Origin of the sequence: Spirillospora sp. NPDC052269 (assembly GCF_040679435.1) — a bacterium.
Classification (GTDB): domain Bacteria; phylum Actinomycetota; class Actinomycetes; order Streptosporangiales; family Streptosporangiaceae; genus Spirillospora.
Genome location: NZ_JBFAUU010000006.1, coordinates 83,483 through 107,785, shown reverse-complemented (window position 1 = coordinate 107,785; position 24,303 = coordinate 83,483). Strand labels below are relative to the sequence as shown.

The window sequence follows — 24,303 nt, the reverse complement described above, 5'->3', positions numbered from 1 at the left end:
GCGTTGGCCGGGGGCTAGGGTAAGCGTCAGGTAAACGCGGGTAAGCCTGGGGTGCGGGGACGCCAGCGTGTTCGGATCGTCCGCGATGTGGCAGAGTTGGCGGCGCGGGGCACCATGTCCGTGACGCTCGAGAATGCTCGCATTGGTGGCGTTTTCGCTGGATAACCGCCGCCGGGACGCGCGTCCGCGACGTAACGTCGCGGTAACAGCGGCCGGTCATACTGCAAAGTGCCGGACCCGGTGCCATACCGCCTGCCGGGGACGGAGTCGCACGAGGGGGAGGGCCTTGGACCGACAGCAGGAGTTCGTGCTCCGCACACTGGAGGAGCGGGACATCCGCTTCATCCGGCTGTGGTTCACCGACGTGCTCGGCTTCCTGAAGTCCGTCGCCGTCGCGCCCGCCGAGCTGGAGGGGGCCTTCGGCGAGGGCATCGGCTTCGACGGCTCGGCGATCGAGGGCTTCGCGCGGGTCTACGAGGCCGACATGATCGCCAAGCCCGACCCGTCCACCTTCCAGGTGCTGCCATGGCGCAGCGAGACGCCCGGAGCCGGGCGGATGTTCTGCGACATCCTCATGCCGGACGGCACGCCGAGCTTCGCCGACCCCCGCTTCGTGCTCAAGCGGGCGCTGGCCCGCGCCGCCGACCTCGGGTTCACCTTCTACACCCACCCGGAGATCGAGTTCTTCCTGCTCCAGAACCGTCCCGAGGACGGCCGGGAGCCGGAGCCGGTGGACCAGGGCGGCTACTTCGACCACACGCCGCACAGCGCCGCGCACGACTTCCGGCGCAACGCGATCATGATGCTGGAGTCGATGGGCATCTCGGTGGAGTTCAGCCACCACGAGGGCGCCCCCGGCCAGCAGGAGATCGACCTGCGGTACGCCGACGCGCTCACCACCGCCGACAACATCATGACGTTCCGGCTGGTCATGAAGGAGGTCGCCCTCGAGCAGGGCGTCTACGCCTCGTTCATGCCCAAGCCGTTCACCGAGTACCCCGGCTCCGGCATGCACACCCACATGTCGCTGTTCGAGGGCGACAAGAACGCCTTCTACGAGCCGGGCGCCGAGTACCAGCTCTCCAAGGTCGGCCGCGCGTTCATCGCGGGCGTCCTGCGGCACTCCGCCGAGATCACCGCCGTCTGCAACCAGTGGGTGAACTCCTACAAGCGGCTGTGGGGCGGCGTCGGGTTCTCGGCGGGCGCGGGCGGCGAGGCGCCGTCCTACATCTGCTGGGGCCACAACAACCGGTCCGCGCTGATCCGCGTGCCCATGTACAAGCCCGCCAAGGGCCACTCGACCCGCATCGAGTTCCGCTCCCTGGACACCGCCGCCAACCCCTACCTGGCGTTCGCGGCGATCCTCGGCGCGGGCCTGAAGGGCATCGAGGAGGGGTACGAGCTGCCCCCGGGCGCCGAGGACGACGTGTGGGCGCTGACGTCCGCCGAGCGCCGCGCGATGGGCATCGAACCGCTTCCGCAGAGCCTGGACGAGGCCGTCCGCGCGATGGAGCGCAGCGAGCTGATGGCGGACGTCCTCGGCGAGCACGTCTTCGACTTCTTCCTGCGCAACAAGCGCCAGGAGTGGGAAGAGTACCGCCGCCAGGTCACCGAGTTCGAACGCAAGCGCCTGATGCCCGTCCTGTAGGGCCCGGGTCCTGCCGCGCAGGCGGCCGCAAGCACGAACGGCTGGAAGCGCGAACGACTGGACGCACGAACGGCCGGAAGCCCGTCCCGGGCTCCCGGCCGTCACCGTCTCAGTGCCGGGTCAGGGCATGATCCGGTCGCCGAGCTGCGGGTCCCCCTTGACCTTCAGGGACGCCGGGGTGATCCACTGCGAGCCCTTGAGCAGCGGCCCGCCCCTGCCCCCGGGGAAGATGTAGACCGCTCCCGAGTACGGCGTGGAGGCGTAGGTGCGTCCCGCGCCGACGACCAGGTCGTTCTTCCCGTCACCGTTCAGATCTTGGACGGCGACTTGCCAACCGAAGAGGTCCCTGGCCTTCGAGGGGGCCGGGGCTCCCTTGAGAGAGAGGTTGACCGAGCGGGCGCCCTTGCCGGTGAGGCCCTTGCGCGTCCCGTAGAGGATGGAGATCGCGCCCGCGTCCTTGATCTTGCCGACCTTGGTGAAGGCCGCGCCGATCGCCACGTCCGCGAGGCCGTCGCCGTTGAGGTCGCCGACGGCGATGTGCCGGCCGAACCCGTCGCCCGCCGTGGCGGTGCCCGGCACGCCCGGGGTGTTCTTGGAGAACGTGACGGGCTTGCCCAGCCCGCTCTTTCCGCCGTACAGGACGCTGACCTGCCGGATCTGCTTCCCCGTCCGGTACTGCTCGACGACGAGGTCGGCCTTGCCGTCGCCGTTGACGTCCCCGGCGCCCATCGTCAGGTCGGGCCAGCCCGTCCCGAAGCGCTTCGGCGCGCCGAGCCCCTTGGCGCTGCCGTAGGACACCGCGCCGAAGCCGACGGCGCGGATCTTCTCCTCCTCCTGACTTCCCCAGAAGGTCATCGCGAGGTCGGCCTTGCCGTCGCCGTTGAAGTCCGCCGCGGTGGTCCTGAACACCTCCTGCGGGAGCGTCGACTTCGCCCATCGGGTGGCCGTGGGCTGCACCGTGCCCGCGCCGAAGTCGTAGAACGTCCGGTAGTAGTAGTTACCGTCCTTCGACGCCCGCTCGTCCAGGGAGACCAGGTCGGGCTTGCCGTTGCCGTTGAAGTCGGCGGCGACGAGGCCGTACCCGCGCGGGCCGTGGAGGAAGACGTGCCTGCTCGTCAGGCCCTTCGGGCCGCCGTACATCACGATGACGCCGCTGGTCTTCGCGTTCGGACCCGCGGTGGTGGCCGCGAGGTCGGCGTAGCCGTCGCCGTCGAAGTCGGCGCTCACCGTCTCGGCGGCGAAGCCCTCGGACGATGTGGCGGGCAGTCCGGCGCGGCCACGGGTGACGACGTCCCTCTGGGCGGGGACCGGTCCGTGCGGGCTTCCGGGCAGGACGAGGACCCGGCCGTAGTGACCGCCGTCGGTCACCCCGGGGTTGGGGAGGACGAGCTCACGGCGTCCGTCGCCGTTGAAGTCGCCTGGTCTGGCCGGTTTTCGTACCGTGGCTCCCGTGACCTGGGCTGCCGAGACGTGCGGGCTGTCCGCCATGGTGAGGGCCACGGCGGATCCGGCCGCCACGGCTCCGGCGGCCAGCGAACCGACCATGGCGAGAGTGCGTCTTCTCATGCGCGGAAACTCCTGAATGCGGGGGGATCGGAGGGGATGGATACGTCCCCGTACAGATACGTCGCTTCAAGATCGAATCCGGTTCGCGCCGTGGCCGTTTCGTGATCACGCGACCGGGGCCGGAAGCCCGGACGGGGCTCCGGCCCCGGTCATCGGTGGCGCCGGGTCAGGGCATGAACGTCTGGGAGATCCGCCAGAACTCCTTGACGTTGAGGGCCGGCGGGGTGATCGCGAACGCGCCCTTGAGCAGCGGTCCGCCCTTGCCGCCCGGGTAGTAGTAGACCGCCCCGAGGGGCTTGTCCGGGCCGTAGTCGCGGTTGTACGCGCCGACGACCAGGTCGCCCTTCCCGTCGCCGTTCAGGTCCTGGACGGCGACGGGATCGCCGAACAGCTCGTCGTGCTGCGGCTTGTTCGGGGAACCGAGGAGGGACAGGTTGACCGAGCGCGCGCCCTTGCCGGTGAGGCCCTTGCGCGTCCCATAGAGGACGGTGACCGCGCCCGCCCTCCTGGCCTTGCCGAGCGTGGTCCTGGGAGCGCCGACGGCCACGTCCGCGAGGCCGTCGCCGTTGAGGTCGCCGACGGCGATCGACCGTCCGAAGCCGTCGGACGTCGACCCCGTCCCCGGCACTCCCGGGGAGTCCTTGGAGAACGTCACGGGTTTGCCCAGTCCGGCCTTCCCGCCGTACAGGACGCTGATCTGCCCCGGCTTCTTCGGCAGGTGCCGCTTGACGACGAGGTCCGCGCGATGGTCGCCGTTGATGTCCCCGACGGCCATCGGGAGGTCCGCCGGGACGTTGTACCGCTTCGGCGCGCCGAGCTTCTTGGCGCCGCCGTAGCGGACCTCGACGTAGGCCACCCTGCGGGGTCCGTTCTCGTTGTCCCCCGAGATGAAGTTCAGCGCCAGGTCGGTCCTGCCGTCGCCGTTGAAGTCGGCCGCGGCGACCCTGATCTGCTCGTCGCTGAGTTTGGTGGGCGCCGTCGCGAACATGGTGACCGTCGGCTTCACCGAGTGCGCGCCGAAGTTGGCGTATGTCCGGTAGTGGAAGCGGCGGTACTTGAGGCCGTCCATCTGGTCTTCCACGCCGATCAGGTCGGGCTTGCCGTTGCCGTCGAAGTCGCCGACCGCGAGCTTTCCGGTGTTCACCGAGCCCGGGAGGACGACGTGCCTGCTCGTCAGTCCCTTGGGTCCGCCGTAGAGCACCAGGACGTTGGTCGGCCCGAACCCGCTGTCGAGGGTGGCGAGGTCGGCGTAGCCGTCGCCGTCGAAGTCGGCGCTCACCGCCTCGCTGCCGAAGTACCCACCCCGGCTCACGGGGAGCCCGGCGCGGCCGCGCGTGACGACGTCCCGCTGGGCGGCGACCGGCCCGCGCGGGCCGCCGGGGACGATGACGAACCGGCCGTGGTGGCCGCTGGGATCGAGTCCCATCTGGTCGAGCAGGACGAGGTCGCGACGTCCGTCGCCGTTGAAATCGCCGGGCTTGGCCGGCTTGTGCGCCGTGGCGCCGGTGACCTGCGCCGCGGAGACGTGCGGGTTGTCCGCCACGGTGAGGGCCACGGCGGATCCGGCCGCCACGGCCCCCGCGGCCAGCGAACCGACCACGGCGAGAGTGCGTCTTCTCATACGCGAGAACTCCTGAAGGCGGGGGATCTGAGGGGATGGATACGGGTCCGTATAGATACGTCGCCTCAAGATCGACTCGGGTTCACGCCGTGGCCGATTCGTGATCTCGGTTCGCTCTCCGTGCTCAGGCGGCCCGGGCGGATTACGGTGGTCGGGTGAGCACGCCGAGCGCACGCGACCGCCGTCCCTCACCCTCGCTGCCGACCAGGCTGGCCCGGCTGGGCTTCGACGACCCCGCCGGAGCCGAACGCCTGCTCGCCGAGGCGGGGCCCGCGGTCACGGCCGAGCTCCTGGACGACCTGGGCGCCACCCCCGACCCCGACCTCGCCCTGCGCGGCCTGCTCGCCCTGCTCACCGGCGCCGAACGGGTCGGCGAGGCCGCCGCCCTCGCGACCGCGCTCGCCACCGACCCGATCGTCCGCGAACGCCTCCTCGCCGTCCTCGGCGTGTCGTCCGCCCTGGCCGACCACCTCGCCCGCCACCCGTCCCACTGGCGCGCCCTCCGCCCCTCCTCGGACGACCCCGAACCGCCCCCAGATGCCCCGCCCGACGCCGACCACCCGAAACCCGGGGAAGCCGCGCGGGCCGCGAATAAGGTCGAGCAGGGCGAGAGCACCCGGACCGAACAGGGCGCGCAGGGCGAGAGCATCCGGACCGAACAGGGCGCGCAGGGCGAGGGCGGGGCGTACGCGGCGCGGGTGGACGCGCTGGCCAGGGGAGTGGGGGCGGCGGCGCGGGCCGAGTTCCTGAGCGCGGTGGGCGCTGATCCGGAGGCGGACGAGCCGGTGGCGCGGGACGCGTCGACGCGGACGCTGGTCGCGCTGCGGGTCGCCTACCGCAGGCGGGTGCTCATGCTCGCCGGACGCGACCTGACCGGGGTGCTGGACGTCGCCGAGGTCGCGGCCGCGCTGGCGGACCTCGCGTCCGCCGCGCTCGCGGCCGGGCTGGCGATCGCCCGCGCGGAGGTCCCCGGGCACGACGCGTGCCGCCTGGCGGTGATCGGCATGGGCAAGTGCGGCGGACGCGAGCTGAACTACGTCAGCGACGTGGACGTGATCTTCGTGGCCGAGGCGCGCGGCGAACACCCGGAGGACGCCGCGCTGCGCACCGCGACCCGGCTCGCCGCCGCGACGATGCGGGCGTGCTCGGCGAGCACCCCCGAGGGCGCGTTGTGGGAGGTGGACGCGGCGCTCCGTCCCGAGGGCAAGGCCGGCCCGCTGGTCAGGACGCTCGCCAGCCACCGCGCCTACTACGAGCGCTGGGCCAAGACCTGGGAGTTCCAGGCGCTGCTGAAGGCCCGTCCGGTCGCCGGGGACGGCGAGCTGGGCGCGCGGTACGCCGCCACGATGGGCCCGATCGTGTGGCACGCCGCCGAGGGAGTGAGCTTCGTGGAGGACGTCCAGGCCATGCGACGCCGCGTCGAGGCGGACCTGAACCGCCGCACCGCCGAGGCCGGACGGCAGCTCAAGCTGGGGCCGGGCGGGCTGCGCGACGTCGAGTTCGCCGTCCAGCTGCTCCAGCTCGTCCACGGGCGGTCGGACGAGTCGCTGCGCGCCCGCGGCACCCTGGACGCGCTCGCCGAGTTGTCGCGCGGCGGCTACGTCGGACGTGACGACGCCGCCGCGCTCGCGTCCGCCTACCGGTTCCTGCGCCGCGTCGAGCACCTGGTGCAGCTGCACCGGCTGCGCCGCACGCACATGGTCCCGGACGACCCGTCCGACCTGCGCCGGCTCGGCCGTGCCCTCGGCCTGCGCACCGATCCGGTGGGGGAGTTCACCGCGCTGTGGCGCAGGCACGCGCGCGAGGTCCGCCGCATCCACGAGAAGCTGTTCTACCGGCCGCTGCTGCGCGCCGTCGCACGGCTGCCCGAGGAGGAGGCCCGCCTCACCCCGGACGCCGCGCGCGTGCGCCTGGAGGCGCTCGGCTACGGCGACCCGGCCGGCGCGCTGCGGCACCTCCAGGCCCTCACCGACGGGGTGTCCCGCCGCGCCGCGATCCAGCGCACGCTGCTCCCGGTCATGCTCGGCTGGTTCGCCGACGCCCCCGACCCGGACGCGGGCCTGCTCGGCTTCCGCCAGGTCAGCGACGCCCTCGGCACCACCCCCTGGTACCTGCGGCTGCTCCGCGACGACGTGACGGTGGCCGAACGCATGGCGCACGTCCTCGGGGCCAGCCGGTACGCCACCGACCTGCTGCTGCGCGCCCCCGAGGCCGTCGCGATGCTCGGCCGCGACAGCGAGCTGAAGCCGCGGCCCGCCGCGTCCCTGCGCACCGAGGCCCTGGCCGCCGTCCGCCGCCGCACCGGCGGGGTGTCCGCGGAGGACGCGGTGACGGCGGTCCGGGCCGTCCGGCGGCGGGAGCTGTTCCGCGTGTCGGTCGCCGACCTGCTCGGCACGCTCGACCCGGTCGCGGTCGGCGAGGCGCTCACCGACATCGCCGCCGTCACGATCGAGGCCGCCCTGGACGCGGCGGTCGGCAAGGTCGAGGCGGAGCGGAGCGGCCCGCTGCCGACCGCGATGGCGATCGTCGCGATGGGCCGGTTCGGCGGGCACGAGACCGGCTACGGCAGCGACGCGGACGTGATGTTCGTGCACGACCCGAGGCCCGGCGCGGACGACCGGGACGCCGCGTCCGCCGCCACCGCCGTCGCCGAGGAGCTCCGCCGGCTGCTCGCGCTGCCCGCCGCCGACCCGCCGGTCAGGATCGACCCGGACCTGCGTCCCGAGGGCAGGACCGGGCCGCTCGTCCGCAGCCTCGCGTCCTACGCCGCCTACTACGCCCGCTGGTCGGAGCCGTGGGAGAGCCAGGCGCTGCTCCGCGCCGACCCGCTGGCCGGCGACCCCGCCCTGCGGGACCGGTTCCTCGAGGTCATCGACCCCGTCCGGTGGCCGGAGGACGGCGTGAGCGAGGACGCCGTCCGGCAGATCAGGCGGCTCAAGGCCCGGATGGAGTCCGAGCGCCTGCCGCGCGGCGTGGACCGCCGCCTCCACCTCAAGCTCGGCCCCGGCGGCCTCTCGGACGTGGAGTGGGTGGCCCAGCTGATCCAGCTCCGGCACGCCCACGAGATCCCCGCCCTGCGCACCACCCGCACCCTCGCCGCCCTCGACGCCGCCGTCGGGGCCCGCCTCCTCGACGCCGAGGACGCCGCGGAACTCGCCGAGGCGTGGCGCCTGGCGACCCGGATCCGGGCCGCGATCGTGCTGGTCAGGGGCCGTCCGTCCGACCTGCTGCCGACCGACCACCACCACGAGCGCAGCGCCGTCGCGCAGGTCCTCGGCTACCCGGCCGCGGGCGACCTGCTCGAGGACTACCACCGCCACGCCCGCCGCGCCCGCGCCGTCGTCGAACGCGCCTTCTACGGCGCCTCCTGACGCCCCCGGCGCCCTGGAACGTGCCAGGGCCTGAACAGGGGGAGCAGGACGCGGGCGCCGCCGTAGGCCAGGACCAGGCCCAGCGCCGAGGCCGCCGCGCCGCCCACGGCGTCCAGCAGGTAGTGGTTGGCGGTGCCCATGATCACCATGATGGTGGCGACCGGGTAGAGGGCGGCCAGGACGACCACCCAGCGGCGGCGGGTGATGGCGATGATCGCGGCCGTGCACCACAGCGACCAGGCCGTGTGCATGGACGGCATCGCCGCGTACTGGTTGGAGACCGAGGCGGTCGGGCCGGTGGTGTAGATGCCCCAGGTGCCGAAGCTGATCACGGTGTCGGTGAAGCCCGCCAGCATGCGCGGCGGCGCCAGCGGGTAGAGCCAGAAGCCGAGCAGCCCGATCAGCGTGAGGAAGAACAGCGCGGCGCGGTGCACCCGGTAGGTGCCCGGATGCCGCCAGTAGAGCCAGACCAGCACCCCGATCGTCATGATGAAGTGCATGGTCGAGTAGAAGTAGTTCGCCGGGACGGCCAGCCAGGAGTGCTCCATGAACAGCCGGTTCAGCGAGTACTCGACGTCCATGCCGCCCTGGGTCTCGGCGTTCAGCAGCTCATGCCCGTGCTGGAGGGCGAGCGCGCGCTCGGTGGGGACCAGGTTGCGGATGAACTCGTAGGCGAAGTAGCAGATCAGGACGATCGCGAGCTCGGTCCACAGCCACGGTCTGGCGGCCCCGGAGCCCGGGCCGGGAACCTCGGCCGGGCCGGGACCGGCCCCGGAGAGGTCCGCGGTCCTGGCCATGGACCGAGCATCTCAGACGCGCTCCGCCGACCTGGCACCGGCCACGGTCCGAATACGAACCATTACCCTCGTGCGACCCGCCCGCGCCCTGCTCCGCACCCGTTCGCCCGCCCGCAGCAGGGGCTTCGGGGTACGCCGGTACAGCACCCAGGACAGGGCCAGCGACCCGATGATCAGCGCGATCCCGATCACCGCGTCCAGAATGTAGTGGTTCGCGGTGGAAAGGATCACCAACACGGTCGTCACCGGGTAGGCCACGCCCAGCGCCTTGAGCCACTTCTGCGACGCCAGCCGGACGAGCACGAACCCGCACCACAGCGACCAGCCCGCGTGCATCGACGGCATCGCCGCGTACTGGTTGGTCATCGTCCCGGCCGAGTCGCCCGAGTACAGCCCCCAGGAGTGCAGCGCGGTCACCGGGTCGACGAACCCGGCGCTGCCGACGAAGCGCGGCGGGGCCAGCGGGTACAGCCAGAACCCGATCAGCGCCAGCCCGGTCGCGATCATCACCGCCGCGCGCAGCCACCGGTACTCCAGCGGCCGGTACCGGTACAGCCACAGCACCAGGCTCACCGTCACCACGAAGTGCATGGTGCCGTAGAAGATGTTCGCCGCCTTGGCCAGCCACGTCACGTCCAGCAGCCACCGGTTGAGGTCCAGCTCCACGTCGACGCCGAGCGAGCGCTCGAGCCACAGGATGTCCTGCGCGTGCCGGAACGCCGGGCCGGTGCCGTCCTGGACCAGGATGATCCGGGTCAGCGTGTAGGCCGTGTAGAACAGGGCGATCAGCGCGAGCTCGCGCCAGAGAGGGGGCGCGGACGGTGAGCCGGAGAACGTGCGGACGGCGCGTGCGAACCGGATGACGCGGCCGGGGGGACGGCGGTCGTCGTCCGCCGTTCCCTGCCGGGGCAGGGGGACACGGGCGGCGGGGGCGGCGGTCTCCTCGGTCTGGCCGCGGGGAGCTGCTGGGGCGGTTTGGGCCATGCTACCTATCTTTGCCGCGCGGTCACCTGTTTGAGATCACCGCGACGAAGGGTCTTCATCTCAGACTTGAGTAGTACGCCCCGGCGGGGAACTCCGGACTTCAGGGTGAGACCCCGTAGCTCTCGGAGATGGCGTGAACTCGACGTGATCGGGAGTCAGCATAGGAGGCCAGGGGTAGATCATGGATCGCCCCCCGCGGATCGACTGGGGGGACGAATGTTGCAGAAGGTGCCACGGAGGCACGTCGGGGTGGCAATCGCCGCCGCCCTGACCGTTTCCGGACCGGCCGGATGCGGGGGTGGGGGCTCGTCCGGCTCCCCGTCCAGGACGGTCTCAGGTATGACGTCCGCGGTCTCGTCCCTTCCGGGCCTGCCCGCCTCGATCACCCGCCAGCATCCCGCTTGGGGACCGTGCACCGGCCTGCCCACCGACGCGCCGGTGACCACCGGGCAGAACGGCACGCCGCAGTGCGCCCGGATCAAGGTACCGCTCGACTACGCCAAACCGGACGGCAGGACCATCGAGCTCGCCCTGCTCCGCTTCCCCGCCACCGACCGGGCCCACCGCATCGGCTCGCTGCTGTTCAACTTCGGCGGCCCCGGCGCGAGCGGCACCGAGTCCGTCGCCGAGGCGGCCGGACGGTTCCAGGGCCTCGCCGGACGCTACGACCTGGTCGGCTTCGACCCGCGCGGCGTCGGCCAGAGCACCGCCGTGACCTGCCTGAGCGACGCCGAACTCGACAGGAACCTCGCGCTCGACGCGGCCCCGGACACCGCCGCCGAGGAGAAGACCGTCGAGGAAGCCGACACCGCCTACATCCGCGCGTGCGAGAAGAACTCCGGCGACCTCCTGCCGCACGTCGGAACCGTGTCCGCCGCCCGCGACATGGACGTCATCCGGAGCGTCCTCGGCGACGCGCAACTGCACTACTTCGGTCTCTCCTACGGCACCGAGCTCGGCGCGAACAACGCCCACCAGCTCCCCGGGAACGTCGGGCGCTCCGTCCTGGACGGCGCCGTGGACACCAAGATCAGCGCGGTGGACCTGTCGCTCCAGCAGGCCGCCGGCTTCCAGCGCGCCCTCGGGAACTTCGCCGCGTACTGCGCCGGTCTCGCGGCCGCCTCGTGCCCGATGGGCCGGACCAGGAGCGAGGTCCTGGCGTCCATCCAGAAGTTCGCGGACGGCCTGGACGCCCATCCCCTCAACACCGACCAGCCCACCCGTCCGCTCACCCAGAGCCTCGGGGTGACCGGCATCTCCGCGGCCCTCTACGACCAGGCGACCTGGAAGACGCTCGCGCAGGCCCTCGCCGATGCGAGCAAGGGCGACGGCAGCCTCCTGCTCGCCCTCGCCGACCTGCAGAACGGCCGCGGCGAGGACGGCCACTACTCCAACACCCTCGCCGCCAACACCGCCATCAGCTGCGCCGACACCACCGAGCGCCAGACCGCGGCGGACGTCCGGCGCGAGCTGCCCCGGTTCCGGAACGCCTCGCCGGTCTTCGGCCCGGCCCTCGCCTGGGGCCTGCTGACCTGCACCGGATGGCCCTTCAAGGGCGACAACGCGGGAAAGGAGGTGTCCGCGCCGTCCGCCGCGCCCATCGTCGTCATCGGCAACGAGGGCGACCCGGCCACCCCGTACGCCTGGGCGCCCGCGCTCACCCGGGAGATCGGCGGGCGGGCCGTCCTCCTCAGCCTCCGGGGCCAGGGACATACCGCCTACCTGACCGGAAACCGCTGCGTCGTGGACACCGTGAACGCCTACCTCCTGGACGGCAAGGTCCCCAGGAACGGAACCAGATGCAGCTGACGAACCCGCGGACGGGAAAGAGGAACGCCCATGGACGATGAGCTTCCACTCACCGGCCATGGGCGTTCACTCACCCCGGGTGGCTATTCGACCGGGACGACCTGCTCCACGGTCATCGGCTCCTTGAGCGCGTTCCCGACCGTGCAGTACTTCTCGTGCACCCGCTTGGCGACGGCCCGCAGCACCTCGGCGGCCTCGTCGTCGCCCTCGGGCAGTTCGACGTCGTAGGTGACGGTGATCGTGCCGAGCCGGCTGGTCTCGACCTTGTCGGCGTGCACGTCCGCGGCCAGCTTCACCATCCGGTGCCCGCGCTTGGCGGTCAGCGGCTCGACCGTGACGAGCTCGCACCCGGCCAGCGCCGTCAGCAGCAGCTCGACCGGCGTGAACACCCCGTCCTCGTCGGCGCTGCCGATGGCAACGGACGCCCCGCGCCCGTTCGTCCCGACGAAACCGCCGTCCGCCGTACGCTCGACCCGTACCTCGGCCATCGCGCTCTCCTTGATCGTCGCACCGTCCGTCCATCCCAACACGGAGCGCCCCCGAGAAGTTCCCCGGGGGCGCTCCGTATCGCCAAACTATGACGAACCAGACGTCGATGCAGAACTCGGCCGTTCCTCAGGCACCGGCCGACGGTCGGATCACACGTCGTAGTACAGCTCGAACTCGTGCGGGTGGGGACGCAGGCGGATCGGGTCGATCTCGTGCTCGTACTTCATCGCGACGTAGGTCTCGATGAGGTCCGGGGTGAAGACGCCGCCCTCCAGCAGGTACTCGTGGTCGGCCTCCAGCGCGGACAGGACGGCCTCCAGCGAGCCCGGGACCTGCGGGATCGCGCGCGCCTCCTCCGGCGGGAGCTCGTAGAGGTCCTTGTCCACCGGCTCGGGGGGCTCGATCTTGTTCTTGATGCCGTCCAGGCCCGCCATGAGCATGGCGGAGAACGCCAGGTACGGGTTGCAGGACGGGTCGGGCACGCGGAACTCGACGCGCTTGGCCTTCGGGTTCGAGCCCGTGATCGGGATGCGGATGCACGCGGACCGGTTGCGCTGCGAGTACACCAGGTTCACCGGGGCCTCGAAGCCGGGCACCAGCCGGTGGTAGGAGTTCACCGTCGGGTTGGTGAAGGCCAGCAGGGACGGCGCGTGCCGGAGCAGGCCGCCGATGTAGTGCCGGGCGCTGTCGGACAGGCCCGCGTACCCGACCTCGTCGTAGAACAGCGGCGACCCGTCCTTCCACAGCGACTGGTGGCAGTGCATGCCCGAGCCGTTGTCGCCGAAGATCGGCTTCGGCATGAAGGTGACGGTCTTGCCCGCCGCCCGCGCGACGCTCTTGACGATGTACTTGTAGAGCATCAGCTGGTCGGCCGTCTTCAGCAGCGTGTCGAAGCGGAAGTCGATCTCCGCCTGGCCCGCCGTGCCGACCTCGTGGTGCTGCATCTCCACGTGGATGCCCGACCGCAGCAGCTGCTCGACCATCTCCGACCGCAGGTCGGTGAAGTGGTCCATCGGCGGGACGGGGAAGTAGCCGCCCTTGTACGGGGGCTTGGCGCCGAGGTTGCCCGTCGGCTCCTCGCGCCCGGTGTTCCAGGCGCCCTCGACCGAGTCGAGGTAGTAGTAGCCCGCGTTCGCCTTCGTCTCGAACCGGACGTCGTCGAAGATGTAGAACTCGGCCTCGGGGCCGAAGTAGCAGGTGTCGGCGATGCCGGTGCCGCGCAGGTAGTCCTGCGCCTTCCGCGCCACGTTGCGCGGGTCGCGGCTGTACGGCTCGCCGGTCAGCGGGTCGTGCACGAAGAAGTTGAGGACGAGCGTCTTGTGCTGCCGGAACGGGTCCAGCACCGCCGTCCCCGGGTCCGGGAGCAGCAGCATGTCGGACTCGTGGATCTCCTGGAAGCCGCGCACCGACGAGCCGTCGAACATCAGCCCGTCGGTGAAGACGCCCTCGCCGAAACTCTCCACCGGGAACGTGAAGTGCTGCATCTTCCCTGGCAGGTCCACGAACCGGCAGTCCACGAAGCGGACGCCTTCGCGGTCGATGAACTCCAGGACCTCTTTGGCGCTGCCGAACATCCAGCCTCCTTGGGGGCGTTCTCGAGCTTCCGGAAGAGTCTCAACGGGCCGTTTCCCGGCCGTGTCCCATGTGTTTCGAGTGTGTTACGGCTCACTGCGTGATGTCCGTCACCCCACCCTAAACCGCCCGCCCCGACCCGCATCCGGGCGGGTCCGGGGACCGGATAGCGTAGAGACATGGCAAGTGGTGAGCAGCGGCGGTCCGCCGGACCCAGGTGGTCGCAGACGTGGCTCGGCGGCGCGGCGTCCGCCGGGGTCGACCTCGGCACGCCGGGGTCCCGGCTGGGGCTTCCCAAGGACGGCCCCGGTTCGGTCGCGACGTACGGACGCCGCATCGTCGCCCTGATGGTGGACCTGATCGCCGGCGGGCTGGTCGGCGCGGCGCTCGCCTCGGCCCTGCACTGGAGCCCGGCGACCAGGTCGCTCGCCAACACCGCCGTGTTCGCGCTCATGGTGTGGCTGCTCACCGCCACGCTCGGCACGACCATCGGCAAGCGCATGGCCGGGCTGCGCGTCGTCCGGCTGGACGGCCGCCCGGTCGGTTTCGGCTGGTCCCTCGCCCGGACGCTCCTGCTCGTCCTGGTCGTCCCCGCCCTGCTCTGGGACCGCGACCACCGCGGCCTGCACGACCGCGCCTCCAACACCGTCGTCGTCCGCGCCTGACCGTCGCAACGCGCCTGACCTACCCGTCCGCGCCTGACCGATCCGTCCGCGCCTGACAGAGCGTCCGCCCGACCGGTTCGACACAGAACGACCGAAACGGGAGGGCTCCCCGACTGGGGAGCCCTCCCGTTTTCCGTTCGAGGCCGCGACGAGACGGCCGGGGGTCAGCGCGTCTTCGGCTTCGGGCCCTTCGGCATGCGGGCGCCCTTGGGCATCGGGCCCTTGGGCATCTGCATCGCGCGGGGGAGCGCCGCCAGACGGCTGTTCACGTCGTTGACCTGCGCCTTGGTCAGGTTGCGGGGCAGCTTCATCAGGTGCCGCTGGAGCTTGTCCACCGGAATCTGACCCTCTTCGTCCCCGACCTGGATGTCATAGATCGGGACGGACGGCACGGCGCGCGAGATGCGCTTCTTCTCCGCGCCGAGCAGCTGGCCGACGCGGCTGCGCGGGCCCTCCGAGACGATCACGACGCCGGGACGGCCGACCGCCCGGTGCACCATGTCCAGGTTGCGGTTGCCGGACACGGCCTCGGTGACCGTCCAGCCGCCACGCGCGTTCTTCAGCACCGCCGCGGCCGCGCCCGGCTGCCCGGCGATCACCGAGTACTGGGCGCGCTGCGCGAGCTGGCCGAACACGATCATGCCGACCGCGACGGCCGCCAGGACGCCCAGCGGGACGAAGAACCACAGGCTGCCCACGACCCAGCCGACGGCGATGACGACGACCAGCGCCGCGAGCGCCGAGGCGAACACGATGGGGAGGGCCTTGGGGTTCGCCTGGTGGAGGACCTGGGCGACCATGCGGATCTGCTTGAGGCGGCCCGGACGCTCCTGGGCCCCGTCCGTGGGCTTCTTCGACATGTTCCTAAGGATAATGGTCGCCGTCAGCGCTCTCGCGCCTCGATGGCCTGCTGGTAGAGCCGCCCCGCCCGGTAGCTCGACCGGACGAGCGGGCCGGACATGACTCCGGCGAACCCGATCTCCTCGGCCTCGGCCGACAGCTCGACGAACTCCTCCGGCTTCACCCAGCGCTCCACCGGGTGGTGCCGCGGCGACGGACGCAGGTACTGGGTGATCGTGATCAGCTCGCAGCCCGCCTCGTGCAGGTCGCGCAGCGCCTCGGAGACCTCCTCGCGGGTCTCGCCCATGCCGAGGATGAGGTTCGACTTGGTCACCAGGCCCGCCTCGCGCGCCCGCGTGATGACCTCGAGCGACCGCTCGTACCGGAAGCCGGGACGGATCCGCTTGAAGATGCGCGGGACGGTCTCGACGTTGTGCGCCAGCACCTCCGGCCGCGACGAGAACACCTCGGCGAGCTGGTCGGGGTCGGCGTTGAAGTCGGGGATCAGCAGCTCGACGCCGCAGCCGGGGACGGCCGCGTGGATCTGCCGGACGGTCTCGGCGTACAGCCAGGCCCCGCCGTCCTCCAGGTCGTCGCGGGCGACGCCGGTGACCGTCGCGTAGCGCAGCTCCATGGTCGCCACGGACTCGGCGACCCGGCGCGGCTCGTCCCGGTCGAACTCGGCGGGCTTGCCGGTGTCGATCTGGCAGAAGTCGCAGCGCCGCGTGCACTGGTCGCCGCCGATGAGGAAGGTGGCCTCGCGGTCCTCCCAGCATTCGAAGATGTTGGGGCAGCCGGCCTCCTGGCAGACCGTGTGCAGACCCTCGGACTTCACCAGCTGGGTCAACTCGCGGTACTGGGGGCCCATCTTCAGCCGGGTCTTGATCCAGTCCGGCTTGCGCTCGATGGGAGTCTGGCTGTTCCGGGCCTCGATGCGGAGGAGCTTGCGCCCCTCGGGTGTCGCCGTCGTCACCCCCACAGGGTACGTGCCGATCTCCGGCGCCCGCACCCCGGCCGTCCCCGCCCAATCCGCCCCGGGACGGCGGAAGGGCGGTGAAGGCGCGCAAGCTCTCCTGAAGAGGATTCCCGTGTTTCCACCCTGTGTAGCTGTGGATCTCTTAAGGTGACTGCCTGTTGTCGCACGAATCGAACGTGGAGAGAGTAGGACCGCCGTGGGTCTCGCGTTGTCGTATCTGAGGGTGCCGCCCGTGGTCGGAGGGGAGAGCGACCCCGCGCGGATCGCGGCCGGGCTGTTCGGCGCCCCGGGCGCCCCGCGGGACGATCGCTCCCTCGATCTCGGTGGCTACTGGCAGGTGCTGCACTGGGCGCTGACCGGCGACGCCTGGGAGGGACGGCAGCCCGAGGCGGACGTGGTGTGCGGCGGTCGCCTGCTCACCGAGGACGGCGCCGACGCGAGCGGCGCGGACGTGATCTACCTGGCACCGGAGCGGGTCAAGGCGGCCGCCGCGCACCTCGACACCATCGGTTTCGCGTCCCTGTCGGCCCGCCTGGACGCGGCGGCGATGCGAGCGGCGGGAGTGCAGGGCGCGGACGTCCCGGACCCCGGGGCCAGACTGGGCCCCGCCTACGCCCGCCTGTCCGATTTCTTCCGGACGGCGGCGGGCGAGGGCCAGGCCGTCTTCAAGGTCCTCCGCGACCGGTCCTGAACCGCCGCCGTGCCCGATGCCCCGGCCCGATGACCTAGACCACGATGGCCTAGACGGAGAGCTGGGCGGTGGTGCGGTGGAGCACGTCGTCCGCGCCGAGCAGGGCGCCCAGGTGCCGTTCGACCAGCGGAAGGATCTCGGCGACGGTGACCGGGTGGCCGACCTCGGCGCTGAGGCTGGTGGAGCCGACGTCCCGGAGGCCGCACGGGACGATCCGGTCGAACCATGACAGGTCGCAGTCGCAGTTGAGCATGAAGCCGTGCATGGTCACGCCGCGCGAGACCCGGATCCCGATGGAGCCGATCTTGCGGTCCGGCGTGCCCGGGACCCAGAGGCCGCTGCGTCCCTCGACGGTGGTCGTCTCCAGCCCGAACTCGGCGCAGACGGCCATCATCATGCGCTCGAGCAGCCGGACGTAGGCGACGACGTCCACCGGGTCGGGCAGCCGCAGGATCGGGTACCCGGTCAGCTGCCCCGGCCCGTGCCAGGTGATCTTGCCGCCGCGGTCCACCTCGACGACCGGCGCGCCGGGGTCGCCGAACGGGCGGTCCATCGGCTCGGTGCGCTTGCCGGCGGTGTACACCGGCCGGTGCTCCAGCAGCAGGACGGTGTCGCCGATCTCGTCGTCCGCGCGGCGCGCGTGGGTGCGGCGCTGGAGCTCCCAGCCCGCCTCGTAGTCCACGGCCGCGGTGCCGAACCCGGCGTGGACGACGGTCAGCGCGTCGATGTCGAAGGCGGGAAGGGGGGCCGCGGGCCCGTCCGCGACGGCCTGGTCGGCGGAACGCGTCAGGCGATCCTCGGCGGAACGGGCGGCGCCACGTACGTCAACATCGCTCACGACGGCCAGCCTACGTCCCTACTCGCGGGTCAGGAGCCGGGGGTCGATCGGGGTCTCCTTCACCCGGCCCGGGCCGTCCGCGTCGATCCGGTAGGCGCTCTTGCCGTCGGTGAACGTGACGGCCTGGACGAACTCGGTGCCGACGTAGTGCAGCGCGGTGTCCTCGTCCGCGGCGTAGCCGCCGGGCAGGGCGCCCTCGCCGACCAGCCGCTGGAGCAGCGGACGCCGCTGCGGCTCGCTGTCGTAGTGGACGCCGCAGGAGTAGGGGAGCAGGCCGAGCCCGCCGGTGAACGCCTGCAACTCGGGCCCGAACGAGTCGGTGTTGCCGCCCATGTGCCAGCACAGCGCCCCGGCGCTCTGCCCCGACAGCACCACGCCCTCGTGCCACGCCTCGCGCATGATCTCGCTGAGGCCGTGCACCTGCCACAGGGCCATAAGGTTGGCCACACTGCCGCCGCTGACGTAGATCAGGTCCTGGGAGAGCAGGTGCTCGCGCATGTCCGCGACGTTCGGCATCGGGAACAGCGCCAGGTGGCTGACCTCGGCGTCCAGCTTGGAGAACCCCGCGTAGAACCGGGAGATGACCTCCGCCGAGTCGCCCATCGCGGTGGTCAGGAAGCACAGCCGCGGCCGGTCCTGCCCTGTCAGGTCGCAGGCGTAGCGGAGCAGCGGGCTCGGTGCGATGCCGCCCCGGTCGTCCCGGACGAAGCTTCCGCCGCCGATCGCGAGGATGTGCGGCTGACCGTCGGTGCTCATCTGCTGCCCTCCCAGTGGACGCGCGTCAACGATCACCGTACGACCCGCGATCGTCGCGGGACGTGTTTTTGAAGATTCTTGGCAAGGCCGCGCCCAGTTCAGGGTCGGCGTGACGAAAACCGGCCTCCGTCAGCCGCCGCGGGACGACCCGCTGGCCCGGCAGGATCGCCTCGCCCGCGAACCCCGGCATCACCGTGCGCAGGACGAACGCCGGGACGGGCAGGGGAGTGGGCCGGTGCAGGGCCCGTCCGAGCTCGCGCGTGAACTCGGCGTTGGTGACCGGGTTCGGGGAGGCCAGGTTCACCGGCCCGGCCAGGTCCGTGTCGATCAGGAAGCGCAGCGCGGCGACCTCGTCCGCGAGGGAGATCCAGCTCCAGTACTGGCGGCCCGATCCGAGCCGTCCGCCGAGGCCGAGCTTGTACAGGGGCAGGAGCCTGCCCAGCAGTCCGCCACTCGCGCCCAAGACGTGCGCCGTGCGCGCGAACGCCACTCGCGCGCCCGCGCGGGAGGCCTGGGACGCCGCGTCCTCCCAGGACCGGACGAGCCCGGCGAGGAAGCCCGTGCCACTGGGGGAGTCCTCATCCACCTCGCGGTCGCCCGTGTCGCCGTAGAACCCGATCGCCGACCCCGACACCAGCACAGGGACCTCCGCCTTGGCGACGGCCTGCGCGATCGTCGCGGTGCCCCGGACGCGGCTCAGCAGCAGCGTGCGGCGGTAGCCGGGAGTCCAGGGCCGGTCGCCGATGCCCGCGCCCGCCAGGTGGACGACCGCGTCGACCCCCGCCAGGTCCACGGGCCCGCCGGACGGCTCCCAGCGCCGCTCGTCCGGGCCGCACGGCTCGCGCCGCACCAGCCGGACCACCGCGTGCCCGTCGTCCGCCAGCGAGCGGACGAGGGCGGAGCCGACGAAACCCGAAGCGCCCGTCACCGCGACCTTCATGGGCCCAACCCTAGGGCCCGGCATCGCCCACCCCTAGGTCCCCGGAACGGTCGGAGCGGCGATAGCCTCCGGGACATGGCAAAGATCCCCACCGCGGCCGTGGCCGCCACCGGTCTCGTCGGCGGTTACGCCGCCGCCCGCTTCACCCACCGCCGTCCGCTCGGCGGCGCCGTCCTCGCCGCCGCGGGGGCCTACTGCGCGCGCGAGTGGCACAAGAACGCGGGCCCCAAGGGCACGGCCGCGCTGCTCACCGTCTACCTGGCGGGCTTCGGCGGCTCGCACCCGCTGGCCAAGAAGATCGGCGCGTGGCCGTCCGTCCTGAGCGTCGCGGCCGTGTCGGCGGGCTCCGCGTACGTCCTCTCCGACCGCAAGAGCTGACCTCCGAGGATCAGGGGCCGTCGTTGGAGCGGCGGGAAGCGCGTGCGTACTCGGCGCGCTTCCTGCGGTAGGCCAGGAACGCGCCGACGGCGCCCAGGAGGAGACCCACGGGCAGGCCGAAGAGCATGCCCCTGACCGTGCTCCCGCCGCTGTCGGTCGCGAACGCCGTGGCCAGGAGGATCCCCGAGAGGGCCAGGGACGCGACCAGGACGGCCAGCGGAGCCCACAGCCCGCGGGTGAAGTAGTAGCTGCGGCCGGGGCGTCCGGCGGGCGTCGCGATGTCGGCGGCGGGCCCGGCGACGGCGGCGAGCGGCCGCTTGGAGTACGCCAGGAACAGCCAGTGGCCGCAGGGCTCCCAGCCGTCCGGCGCGAGCTCCTCGGCGTGCGCCGCGCGGTCGCGGCGGCCCACGACGTCCCGCCGGTACTCCCACTGCGTGGGGGACGCCAGGTCGCGGCGGCTGACGAAGCGGCCGAGGTGGTCGACGCGCTCGATCTCCCAGCCCTGCGCCCCGAAGCGGTTCATCATCTCCTGGTCGACCGACGCGTCCGCCGACCAGACCCAGCGCTCGGCGTCCGCCGCGGGTCCGCCCGCCGCCGCCTCGGCGCCCGCGCCCTCGGCGAACTCCGCCGCGAACCGCACGGCCGGGCCGAACTCGTCCTCCGGGTCCGCGCCCGTCTCGGCGAGGTGGCCGGACAGCTCGCCGACCAGCGGGCCGATCCGGTCCTCGGCGACGCCGAGCCGCCGCAGGCCGTCCGCCAGCTCCTCGAAGTAGCGCTCGTTCACGCCTCGCCTCCCTTGAGCAGCGCCCGGACGGCCTCGTGGAAGTCCAGCCAGGACGCGCCCCGCTCGGTGAGGGCCGTCCGTCCCGCGTCCGTCAGGCGGTAGTAGCGGCGTCCGGGGCCGCGTTCGGCCGCCCGGTACTCGGCCTCGACGAGACCGGCCTCCTCCAGCCGGTTCAGGACCGGATACAGGGTGCCGCCCTTGATCTGCCCCAGGCCCGCCTCGTCCAGGGCCTTGGCGAGCTCGTAGCCGTAGCTCTCGCCGTGCCGCAGGGAGGCCAGGACGGCCAGGTCGAGCACGCCCTTCAGCCAGTTCGCGCGCCGGTCGGCGGCCATCAGCGCCGTCCGTCCCGGGTCTCGGCGCCGAGGGCGATCCACACGCCCGGCAGCGGCGGCATCGCGGCGTTCCCGACGCTCGGGGGCCGGTCGCCGGCGGACGATCGGTTCATGGTCGCTCCTTGGGAGGTCGTCGTTGCCACCTAGACGATATGGCGACCTAGTTAGGAATGCAACCTATATAGCGACGTGGAGCCTCCGGGAACGGCGAAGCCCGCCGTCCCGGAACCGGGACGACGGGCTTCGGACCTGCCCGAAGGCGGGGAAGGAGGCGTCAGAGGCCGAGCTCGGCCTCGAAGTTGCCCTCCTCCAGACGGTGCTTCACGGTGCCCAGGAAGCGGGCGGCGTCCGCGCCGTCGATGAGGCGGTGGTCGTAGGTCAGCGCCAGGTAGGCGATGGACCGGACGGCGATGACCTCGCCCAGCTCCGGGTCGTCGATGACGGCCGGGCGCTTCACGACCGCGCCGGTGCCGAGCATGCCGACCTGCGGCTGGTTCAGGATCGGCGTGTCGAACAGCGCGCCGCGGCTGCCGGTGTTGGTCAGCGTGAACGTGCCGCCGGACAGCTCGTCCGGGCTCACCCGGTTGGTGCGGGTGCGGTCGGCCAGGTCGGCGATCCGCTGCGCGAGGCCGCCCAGGTTCAGCTGGCCCGCGTTGTGGATGACCGGGACCATCAGGCCGCGCTCCGGCACGTCCACGGCGAAGCCGAGGTTCTCCACGTCGTGGTAGGTGACCTCGTCGCCGTTGATGACCGCGTTCACCTTCGGGTGCTGCTTGAGCGCCTCGACGGCGGCCAGCGCGAAGAACGGCATGAAGGTCAGCTTCACGCCCTCGCGCGCCTCGAAGTCGGCCTTCGCGACCTCACGCAGCCGCGCGACCTTCGTGACGTCCACCTCGACGACGGTGGTGAGCTGCGCCGACACCTGGAGCGACTCGACCATGCGGCGGGCGATGGTCTGCCGGATCCGGGACATCTTCTCGGTCTTGCCGCGCAGCGCGAGCTGCTCGGCCGGAGCCGCGAACGAGACCGGGGCCGGAGCCGCCGGACGGGCCTGGGTGGAGGACGCGGCGGCGGGAGCCGGAGCGGCGGCGGCCTCGCGGGCGACGCGAGCCGCCTCGAGGACGTCCTGCTTGCGGATCCGGCCGCCCACGCCGGTGCCCTTGACCGTGCCCAGGTCGACCTCGTGCTCGGTCGCGAGCTTGCGCACCAGCGGCGTGACGTACGGGCCGTCGGCGCCCGCCTCGGCGGACGGGGCGGCCGGTGCCGGAGCGGCCGGGGCCGGCTCGGGCGCCGGAGCCGGGGCGGCGGGCTGCTGCGGCGCGGGCGGCGGCCACGCTGCGGGCGGCGGTCCCTGCGGGGCCGGAGCCTGCGGCGCGGGAGCCGGGGCCGGAGCGGGCTCGGGCGCGGGGGCCGGGGCGGGCGCCGGGGCCGGGGCCGCGGCGGGCTCGGCCGCGGGCGCGGCGGCGGGGGCGTCGCCCTCGTCGCCGATCACCGCGAGTTCGGCGCCGACCTCGACGGTCTCGTCCTCGGCGACGGTGATGCTGGTCAGGATGCCGGACGCGGGAGAGGGGATCTCGGTGTCGACCTTGTCGGTCGACACTTCGAGAAGCGGCTCGTCGGTCTCGACGCGCTCGCCCTCCTTCTTCAGCCAGCGGGTGACGGTGCCCTCGGTGACGCTCTCGCCGAGCTGGGGCATGGTGACGGAGACCGGCATGGCTCTCAGAAACTCCTTCGAGATCTCAAATTCCCGGCGCGGCGGTTCAGCCGTGCACGTGCAGTGGCTTGCCGGCGAGCATCATGTGCGCCTCGCCGACGGCCTCGGACTGGGTCGGATGCGGATGGATGAGCTGGGCGACCTCGCTCGGCAGGGCCTCCCAGTTGTAGATCAGCTGGCCCTCGGTGATCAGCTCGCCGACCCGCGCGCCGACCATGGACAGGCCGAGCACGCGGCCGCCGCGCTCGGCGATCACCCGCACCTCGCCCTGCGTTCCGAGGATCTTGCTCTTGGGGTTGCCGGCGAGGTCGTAGACCGCCTCGTCGATCTCATACCCACGTTCGGCGGCGACCTTCGAGGTGATGCCGACGGAGGCCACCTCGGGGTCGGAGTAGGTGATGCGGGGCACCCCGTCGTAGTCGATCGGCGCCGGGTCGAGCCCGCCCAGCCGCTCGGCCACCAGGATGCCCTCGGCGAAGCCGACGTGCGCCAGCTGGGGGGTGTCGACGAGGTCGCCGACCGCCGAGACGGACGGCACCGACGTGCGGCACAGCTCGTCCACCTTGACGAAGCCGCGCTCCAGCTCGATCCCGGCCTCCTCGAAGCCGAGCCCGGCCGAGACCGGCCCGCGGCCGACCGCGACGAGCAGCAGCTCGGCGTCCAGGGTCGTGCCGTTCTCCAGTGTGACCGACACGCCCGCGTCGGTTCCCACGACCCCCTGGAAACGGACGCCGAGCTCGTACTTGATGCCGCGCTTGCGGAAGGCGCGCTCCAGGCGCTTGGAGCTGCTCTCCTCCTCCAGCGGCAGCAGGTGGGGGAGGGCCTCCACGATGGTGACGTCGGCCCCGAACGAACGCCACACGCTGGCGAACTCGACACCGATCACGCCGCCGCCGAGGATCACGACGGACGACGGGACGCGGCCGAGCGTCAGGGCCTGGTCGCTGAAGATGACCTTCTCGCCGTCCACCTCGAGGCCGGGCAGCGTGCGCGGGGCGGAGCCGGTGGCCAGCAGGACGTGCCGTCCCGTGAGCGTCCGGGTGGAGCCGTCGGCGGCGCGGACCTCGACGGAGGTCGGGGACGCGAGCCGCCCCTCGCCCTCGACGACCTCGATCCCGCGCGCCTTGATCAGTCCGGTCAGGCCCTTGACCGTGCCGGAGACGACCTTGTCCTTGTAGGCGTGGACACCGTCGATGTCGATGCCGACGAAGTCGGCCTTGACGCCGAAGTTGGCGGCCTCGCGCGTCTGGTCGGCGATCTCCGCCGCGTGCAGCAGTGCCTTGGTGGGGATGCAGCCGCGGTTCAGGCAGGTGCCGCCGAGCTTGTCGCGCTCGACCAGCGCAACGCTCATGCCGAGCTCGGACGCGCGCAACGCGCACGCGTAGCCGCCGCTCCCGCCTCCCAGGACCACGATGTCGAAGGGGCCGCTGTCAGCCAATGTCGCTCCCTTTCCGCCCTACGCGCCTACGGCTGGTGTGCCTCGCGCACCCGGCGGCGGCACGGGGTGACGTCCCGCCGCCAGGGAAAAACCT

At 72.2% G+C, this 24,303-nt stretch carries 21 protein-coding genes; 6 read left to right on the top strand and 15 right to left on the bottom strand.

Features of this window, described 5'->3' with window-relative positions; translation table 11 throughout:
* Positions 1 to 286 precede the first annotated feature (286 nt).
* The gene (glnA2, locus tag AB0L06_RS14330) at positions 287 to 1,648 is read left to right on the top strand and encodes a gamma-glutamylpolyamine synthetase GlnA2 (RefSeq protein ID WP_500231422.1); all 1,362 of its coding nucleotides are present in this window, start codon (positions 287 to 289) and stop codon (positions 1,646 to 1,648) included.
* 120 nt (positions 1,649 to 1,768) lie between these two features.
* Here the strand turns inward: glnA2 and AB0L06_RS14325 are convergent, their stop codons facing one another.
* Entirely contained in the window at positions 1,769 to 3,214 is a 1,446-nt protein-coding gene (locus AB0L06_RS14325) for an FG-GAP and VCBS repeat-containing protein (RefSeq protein WP_500231421.1), read from the bottom strand.
* Between the two features lie 166 nt (positions 3,215 to 3,380).
* Complete coding sequence (locus tag AB0L06_RS14320; RefSeq protein ID WP_500231420.1) at positions 3,381 to 4,835, bottom strand: FG-GAP and VCBS repeat-containing protein; 1,455 nt, start codon at positions 4,833 to 4,835, stop codon at positions 3,381 to 3,383.
* Positions 4,836 to 4,990: 155 nt separating this feature from the next.
* Between AB0L06_RS14320 and AB0L06_RS14315 the strand changes: the two genes are divergently transcribed.
* The gene (locus AB0L06_RS14315) at positions 4,991 to 8,206 is read left to right on the top strand and encodes a bifunctional [glutamine synthetase] adenylyltransferase/[glutamine synthetase]-adenylyl-L-tyrosine phosphorylase (protein WP_500231419.1); all 3,216 of its coding nucleotides are present in this window, start codon (positions 4,991 to 4,993) and stop codon (positions 8,204 to 8,206) included.
* Here the strand turns inward: AB0L06_RS14315 and AB0L06_RS14310 are convergent.
* The gene (locus AB0L06_RS14310; RefSeq protein ID WP_500231418.1) at positions 8,191 to 9,003 is read right to left on the bottom strand and encodes a phosphatase PAP2 family protein; all 813 of its coding nucleotides are present in this window, start codon (positions 9,001 to 9,003) and stop codon (positions 8,191 to 8,193) included. The two genes, AB0L06_RS14315 and AB0L06_RS14310, sit on opposite strands and share 16 nt — an antisense overlap.
* 12 nt (positions 9,004 to 9,015) lie before the next feature.
* Positions 9,016 to 9,987, bottom strand: coding sequence for a phosphatase PAP2 family protein (locus AB0L06_RS14305; protein ID WP_500231417.1), 972 nt, complete (start codon positions 9,985 to 9,987; stop codon positions 9,016 to 9,018).
* A 339-nt stretch (positions 9,988 to 10,326) separates the two neighbouring features.
* Between AB0L06_RS14305 and AB0L06_RS14300 the strand changes: the two genes are divergently transcribed.
* Positions 10,327 to 11,796, top strand: coding sequence for an alpha/beta hydrolase (locus AB0L06_RS14300; protein WP_500231416.1), 1,470 nt, complete (start codon positions 10,327 to 10,329; stop codon positions 11,794 to 11,796).
* Between the two features lie 83 nt (positions 11,797 to 11,879).
* Here AB0L06_RS14300 and AB0L06_RS14295 read toward each other — a convergent pair whose 3' ends face one another.
* Both AB0L06_RS14295 and glnA read right to left on the bottom strand, forming a co-directional pair.
* On the bottom strand, positions 11,880 to 12,284 hold the full coding sequence (locus AB0L06_RS14295; RefSeq protein ID WP_500231415.1) for an OsmC family protein: 405 nt from the start codon (positions 12,282 to 12,284) through the stop codon (positions 11,880 to 11,882).
* A 150-nt stretch (positions 12,285 to 12,434) separates the two neighbouring features.
* The gene (gene glnA, locus AB0L06_RS14290; protein WP_500231414.1) at positions 12,435 to 13,859 is read right to left on the bottom strand and encodes a type I glutamate--ammonia ligase; all 1,425 of its coding nucleotides are present in this window, start codon (positions 13,857 to 13,859) and stop codon (positions 12,435 to 12,437) included.
* Positions 13,860 to 14,036: 177 nt separating this feature from the next.
* Between glnA and AB0L06_RS14285 the strand changes: the two genes are divergently transcribed.
* Positions 14,037 to 14,522, top strand: a complete 486-nt coding sequence (locus tag AB0L06_RS14285) for an RDD family protein (RefSeq protein ID WP_500231413.1) — start codon at positions 14,037 to 14,039, stop codon at positions 14,520 to 14,522.
* A 164-nt stretch (positions 14,523 to 14,686) separates the two neighbouring features.
* On the opposite strand, the gene AB0L06_RS14280 is transcribed toward AB0L06_RS14285, so the two are convergent.
* Positions 14,687 to 15,382 (bottom strand): DUF4191 domain-containing protein, encoded by a 696-nt coding sequence (locus AB0L06_RS14280; RefSeq protein ID WP_500231412.1) that lies wholly within the window; start codon positions 15,380 to 15,382, stop codon positions 14,687 to 14,689.
* 23 nt (positions 15,383 to 15,405) lie between these two features.
* Entirely contained in the window at positions 15,406 to 16,335 is a 930-nt protein-coding gene (lipA, locus tag AB0L06_RS14275; RefSeq protein WP_500231411.1) for a lipoyl synthase, read from the bottom strand.
* Between the two features lie 235 nt (positions 16,336 to 16,570).
* On the opposite strand from lipA, the gene AB0L06_RS14270 reads away from it, so the two are divergent.
* Positions 16,571 to 17,029, top strand: coding sequence for a DUF1877 family protein (locus AB0L06_RS14270; RefSeq protein ID WP_500231410.1), 459 nt, complete (start codon positions 16,571 to 16,573; stop codon positions 17,027 to 17,029).
* A 49-nt stretch (positions 17,030 to 17,078) separates the two neighbouring features.
* On the opposite strand, the gene lipB is transcribed toward AB0L06_RS14270, so the two are convergent.
* From lipB to AB0L06_RS14255, 3 genes are all read right to left on the bottom strand, one after another.
* Positions 17,079 to 17,747 (bottom strand): lipoyl(octanoyl) transferase LipB, encoded by a 669-nt coding sequence (lipB, locus tag AB0L06_RS14265; RefSeq protein ID WP_500231764.1) that lies wholly within the window; start codon positions 17,745 to 17,747, stop codon positions 17,079 to 17,081.
* 138 nt (positions 17,748 to 17,885) lie between these two features.
* Complete coding sequence (locus AB0L06_RS14260) at positions 17,886 to 18,623, bottom strand: Type 1 glutamine amidotransferase-like domain-containing protein (protein WP_500231409.1); 738 nt, start codon at positions 18,621 to 18,623, stop codon at positions 17,886 to 17,888.
* A 25-nt stretch (positions 18,624 to 18,648) separates the two neighbouring features.
* Positions 18,649 to 19,563, bottom strand: coding sequence for a TIGR01777 family oxidoreductase (locus tag AB0L06_RS14255; protein WP_500231408.1), 915 nt, complete (start codon positions 19,561 to 19,563; stop codon positions 18,649 to 18,651).
* A 75-nt stretch (positions 19,564 to 19,638) separates the two neighbouring features.
* Between AB0L06_RS14255 and AB0L06_RS14250 the strand changes: the two genes are divergently transcribed.
* A complete protein-coding gene (locus AB0L06_RS14250; RefSeq protein WP_500231407.1) occupies positions 19,639 to 19,941 on the top strand; it encodes a hypothetical protein in 303 nt (100 codons plus the stop codon).
* Positions 19,942 to 19,951: 10 nt separating this feature from the next.
* On the opposite strand, the gene AB0L06_RS14245 is transcribed toward AB0L06_RS14250, so the two are convergent.
* From AB0L06_RS14245 to lpdA, 4 genes are all read right to left on the bottom strand, one after another.
* The gene (locus AB0L06_RS14245; RefSeq protein WP_500231406.1) at positions 19,952 to 20,725 is read right to left on the bottom strand and encodes a hypothetical protein; all 774 of its coding nucleotides are present in this window, start codon (positions 20,723 to 20,725) and stop codon (positions 19,952 to 19,954) included.
* The gene (locus tag AB0L06_RS14240; protein ID WP_500231405.1) at positions 20,722 to 21,057 is read right to left on the bottom strand and encodes a PadR family transcriptional regulator; all 336 of its coding nucleotides are present in this window, start codon (positions 21,055 to 21,057) and stop codon (positions 20,722 to 20,724) included. The genes AB0L06_RS14245 and AB0L06_RS14240 overlap by 4 nt, the downstream gene beginning before the upstream one ends.
* A 274-nt stretch (positions 21,058 to 21,331) precedes the next feature.
* Entirely contained in the window at positions 21,332 to 22,771 is a 1,440-nt protein-coding gene (gene sucB / locus AB0L06_RS14235; RefSeq protein WP_500231404.1) for a 2-oxoglutarate dehydrogenase, E2 component, dihydrolipoamide succinyltransferase, read from the bottom strand.
* A gap of 46 nt (positions 22,772 to 22,817) precedes the next feature.
* Positions 22,818 to 24,209: a dihydrolipoyl dehydrogenase gene (lpdA, locus tag AB0L06_RS14230; protein ID WP_500231403.1), complete on the bottom strand. Its 1,392-nt coding sequence runs from the start codon at positions 24,207 to 24,209 to the stop codon at positions 22,818 to 22,820.
* Between the last annotated feature and the right edge of the window lie 94 nt (positions 24,210 to 24,303).